Source organism: Actinomadura sp. NPDC049753, assembly GCF_040674655.1.
Lineage (GTDB): Bacteria > Actinomycetota > Actinomycetes > Streptosporangiales > Streptosporangiaceae > Spirillospora > Spirillospora verrucosospora.
Genome location: NZ_JBFARL010000355.1, coordinates 1 through 4,126, shown reverse-complemented (window position 1 = coordinate 4,126; position 4,126 = coordinate 1). Strand labels below are relative to the sequence as shown.

Annotated in this window: 4 protein-coding genes and 1 pseudogene; 1 reads left to right on the top strand and 4 read right to left on the bottom strand. The window is 73.8% G+C overall.

Annotated features, from left to right (window positions below):
- Positions 1–67: 67 nt before the first annotated feature.
- The 3 genes from AB0K37_RS40655 to AB0K37_RS40645 all read right to left on the bottom strand — a co-directional run bounded on the left by AB0K37_RS40655 (position 68) and on the right by AB0K37_RS40645 (position 3,222).
- Positions 68–1,279, bottom strand: a complete 1,212-nt coding sequence (locus tag AB0K37_RS40655) for an esterase-like activity of phytase family protein (protein WP_363991182.1) — start codon at positions 1,277–1,279, stop codon at positions 68–70.
- 69 nt (positions 1,280–1,348) lie between these two features.
- Complete coding sequence (locus tag AB0K37_RS40650; RefSeq protein ID WP_363991179.1) at positions 1,349–2,236, bottom strand: ABC transporter permease; 888 nt, start codon at positions 2,234–2,236, stop codon at positions 1,349–1,351.
- Positions 2,237–2,238: 2 nt separating this feature from the next.
- Entirely contained in the window at positions 2,239–3,222 is a 984-nt protein-coding gene (locus AB0K37_RS40645) for an ATP-binding cassette domain-containing protein (protein ID WP_363991176.1), read from the bottom strand.
- Between the two features lie 116 nt (positions 3,223–3,338).
- Here AB0K37_RS40645 and AB0K37_RS40640 point away from each other — a divergent pair, with 116 nt between their 5' ends.
- The gene (locus tag AB0K37_RS40640) at positions 3,339–3,866 is read left to right on the top strand and encodes a MarR family transcriptional regulator (RefSeq protein ID WP_363991174.1); all 528 of its coding nucleotides are present in this window, start codon (positions 3,339–3,341) and stop codon (positions 3,864–3,866) included.
- Here AB0K37_RS40640 and AB0K37_RS40635 read toward each other — a convergent pair.
- Positions 3,818–4,126: pseudogene (locus AB0K37_RS40635) on the bottom strand (hypothetical protein); the annotation flags it as partial. The gene AB0K37_RS40640 and the pseudogene AB0K37_RS40635 overlap by 49 nt on opposite strands.

The window sequence follows — 4,126 nt, the reverse complement described above, 5'->3', positions numbered from 1 at the left end:
CCGGCACCCCGCCGGGCCCGGGGCCGCGCCCCGCCCCCGCGGGCCCTTCCGCGTCGCGCGGCGGGGGTCAGCAGCCCCGGACGGCGAACGCCAGGAACTGGGTGGCCTCGCGCTGGTCGAAGTTGTCGTCGGAGCCGGCCACCAGCGTGCACTCCCCCGACCTCAGGCGCGGCCCCCACGCCAGCGCCTCCAGGTTCTGCGTGGGATCGGCGTAGCGGCCGAGGTCGGCTACGAGGCGCTTGCGCACCGGGCGGAACCGGCCGCCCTGGTCGAGCCGGTCGCGGCGCAGCACGTCCGTGGCGCCCCGCGCGTCGAACTCGTACAGCCGGACCTCGTATCCGACGCCTTCCAGCCAGGAGCGCTCCAGCGCCAGGAACCGGTGGTCCCCGGCGGCGAGGATCTCCGAGACGCCGCTGTCGGCGGCGCCGGTGGGCGGCCTCGGCGCGGCCGGGAGGCGGTCGACGGGGTAGGCGTACTGCGCCGTCACGCGCCCGGCCCGGTCCCACAGGGTGAGGCGGGACATGGCGCCGTGCCGCACGGTCGGCGGCTCCCCGTCCTCGTACCGGGGGCCTTCGGCCATCGCGGCGACGCCGTGCGGGGTGAACGTCAGCGCCTCGAAGCCGGCGTTGCGGCGCGGCCCCCGGTGCTCGGCGGTCAGCCGCAGCGACTGCGGGAGGGGCAGCTCACCGCCGTACCGGCCGTCGCGTCCGGCCCACCGCAGCGACATCGGCGCCACGGGGATCCCCTCATGCGTCTCGTCCGGGCGGTCGCCCTCGTTGCCCCACAGGACGCGCCCGGACCGCGGGTCGAAGCGGATCGTCTCCGGGTCGACCGACCCCGGCTTGCCGAATCCGGGGTAGGGGCGGCCGTCGGGGTCGCGCAGCGTGGACACCCCGGTGAGCCGGACCCCGGTGAACGCGCCGGTGGCGGGGTCGATGTCCAGGCGGCCGGTGTAAAACCGGGCCGGGTCGTAGCGCCACCGGTCGTCGGAGACCAGGTACCAGGTCCCGGTGCGCGGGTCGCGGTCGATGCCCGACACCCCGCCGACAGTGGTGCCCTTGAACTTCGCCATGTGCGGCAGCCGCCGCTCCCCCAGGAACCGCGTGATCCGCAGCTCCTGCGCCGCGGCCGCGCGCCGCGCCCCGTCCGCGGCCTGCGCGCGGACCGGTCCGTCCACGGTCGCGGCCCCTGCCACCGCCGCCAGGACGGCGGCCGTCGCCGCCGCCCCGCGCCATATCGTCCTGTACCCGTTCACGTTGCCCGCCGTCACCCTTCGCATCCGACCGAGTGCGCTGCGTCGCGCACGCGGCCAGTATCCTTCATCACGGTGAGTGACGGCGGAGTTTTCTCAGTCGGCGCGGCGGAACTCCAGGATGGCAACGCCCATCAGCCCCAGGCCCATGCCGAGGACGAGGAGGATCTCCAGCCAGATCGGGACCACCCAGCCGCCCCAGGTGACGCCCGGGTCGAACGTCCGCAGCAGCTCCGGCGAGACGTCCAGGCGGGAGAACACCGCGTGCCGCAGCGGGTCGACGGCGTAGGTGAGCGGGTTGAAGCGGGTCAGCACGGTCAGCCATGTCGGGAGCCCGCTCAGCGGGTACAGGGCGCCGGACAGGAACATCATCGGCATCATCGCCATCTGCATGAGGCCGAAGAACGACTGCATGCTGTTGATCCGCGCGGCCATCATGACGCCGAACCCGGTGAGCGCGAACGCCCCGACGAACATCAGGCCGAGCAGCTCCAGCAGCAGCCCCGGGTCGTAGGGGACGCCGGCCAGGCCCGCCAGCGACACGATCACCGCGCCCTGCACCGTCGCCACCAGGGCGCCGCCGACGCACTTGCCGACGACGATGGCGGCGCGGCTGACCGGCGCGACGAGCATCTCGCGCAGGAACCCGAACTCACGGTCCCACACGATCGACCCGGCGGAGAACATCGCGGTGAACATCACCGACATCGCGCACACGCCGGGGAAGATGAAGGTCTTCAGGTCGACGGACCCGGCGGGGCCGCCGCTGCGGGCCATGAGGTTGGACAGTCCGGTGCCCATGACCAGCAGCCACAGCACCGGCTGGACGAGCCCGGACACCATCCGCAGCTTGTCGCGCCAGAACCGGATCAGCTCCCGGTGCAGGACGATCTTCACGGCGCGCAGGTCCTGCCGCAGGCCGCGCTCGGGCACCCTGACCCGGACGACCTCGGCGCCCGGCGCCCTCTCGGCCGTGCTCGCCATCGTCACCTCCTCATCGCGCGCATCGCGACGCGCATCCCGTCGCTCGCCGAGGCCTCGGCGTCGCGGATGGTGGTGCCGGTGAACGACATGAACACGTCGTCCAGGGACGGCCGCGCGACGTTCACCGACCTGATCGGCACGCCCAGCTCGGCGAACAGCCGCGGGACGAACGCCTCGCCGGAGGCCACCGAGAACGCGACCGCGCCCTCCGACACGACCGCCTCCAGCCCGAACCGGTCCTTGAGCGCGGCGATCGCGGCCTCGTCGTCGGCGGTCTGGATGCGGACCCGGTCCTCGCCGACGCCGGCCTTGAGCGCCTCGGGGGTGTCCAGCGCCACGATCCGCCCCGAGTCCATGATCGCGATGCGCTCGCAGTACTCGGCCTCGTCCATGTAGTGCGTCGTCATGAAGATCGTGATCTCCTCGGCGGCCTGCAGGTGCCGGATGTACTCCCAGATCGACGCCCGGGTCTGGGGGTCCAGGCCGACGGTCGGCTCGTCCAGGAACAGCACCCGCGGGGAGTGCAGCAGGCCGCGCGCGATCTCCAGGCGGCGCTTCATCCCGCCCGAGTAGGTCTGCGCCAGGTCGCCGCGCCGGTCCCACAGGTTGACCATCTCCAGCACCTGCCGGATGCGGTCGGCCGTCACCGAGCGCGGCACCCCGTACAGCTCGGCGTGGAAGCGCAGGTTCTGCTCGCCCGACAGGTAGCCGTCGAGCGTCGGGTCCTGGAAGACCAGCCCGATGTTGCGGCGGACGTCGTCGCGCTCGCGCACCACGTCGTGCCCGGCGACCCGCGCGCTGCCGCCGCTCGGGCGCAGCAGCGTGCACAGCATGTTGATCGTCGTGGACTTGCCCGCGCCGTTCGGGCCGAGGAAACCGAAGATCTCCCCTGGCCGCACGGCGAAGTCGATCCCCCGCACGGCCTCCACGTCACCGAACCTCTTGGTCAGGCCGTCGACCTCGACGGCCGGTCCCCCGTCCGGCATGGGGGCCTCCCTCCGCATGGAGCGAACACCCATATTTTGGGCCACCCAACGGTAGGGATAACCTATTTCTCAGGTCAAGAGAAATAAGACCGGCCAAGAACACCCAGGGAGCAGTCGTGGAGGACCGGCCCGATCCCCTGTGCGCGTCGCCCGCCTACCTGCTTTTCGAGACGGGGCGGCTGCTGCGCCGGACCTCCGCCCGGATGCTCCCCGACCGGCCGAGGCTGCCCCACCTGCTGGTGCTGGGGTGCGTGGCGCGGCACGGGCCGCTGTCGCAGCGCCAGGTCGCCGAACGGCTGCGCATGGACGCCGGCGACCTCGTGGGCATCGTCGACGCGCTGGAGACGGCCGGCCACGTCCGGCGCCGCCGCGACCCCGGCGACCGGCGCCGGTACGCGCTCGACGCCACCGAGGACGGGCGGCTGTTCCTCGGCGCGTGCCAGGACGACCGCGCCCGCCTGGACGAGGCGCTGTTCGAGGCGCTGTCGCCCGACGAGACCGACCTGCTCAAGGAGCTGCTGCTGCGGATCCTCGCCCACCACGACGAACGGTTCGCCGCCCCGGACGGGGAGCCGATCCGCCGGGACGGGGCGGGTCAGCGGGCCGCCGCCGGGATCGCGAGCGGCAGCGCGGCCTCGTCGTAGCGGCGCAGGACCAGCCGGGCGGCCGCGCCGTGCGCGCCGAGCGGCGCGGCGACCACGTCGGCGCCGCAGGCCCGCATCCGGTCGTGGAACCGGCCGGGCGCCAGCAGGTAGGACGCCACGGCGATCCGGCGGGCGCCGCCCCTGCGCAGCCCCGCGACGACCTCGTCCAGCGGCGGGCCGCCCGCCGCGACGAAGCCGTGCGGGACGGCACTCCACGCTCGTGGAGCTCGCCGGCCTGCACGGCGTCCACCTGCCCGACG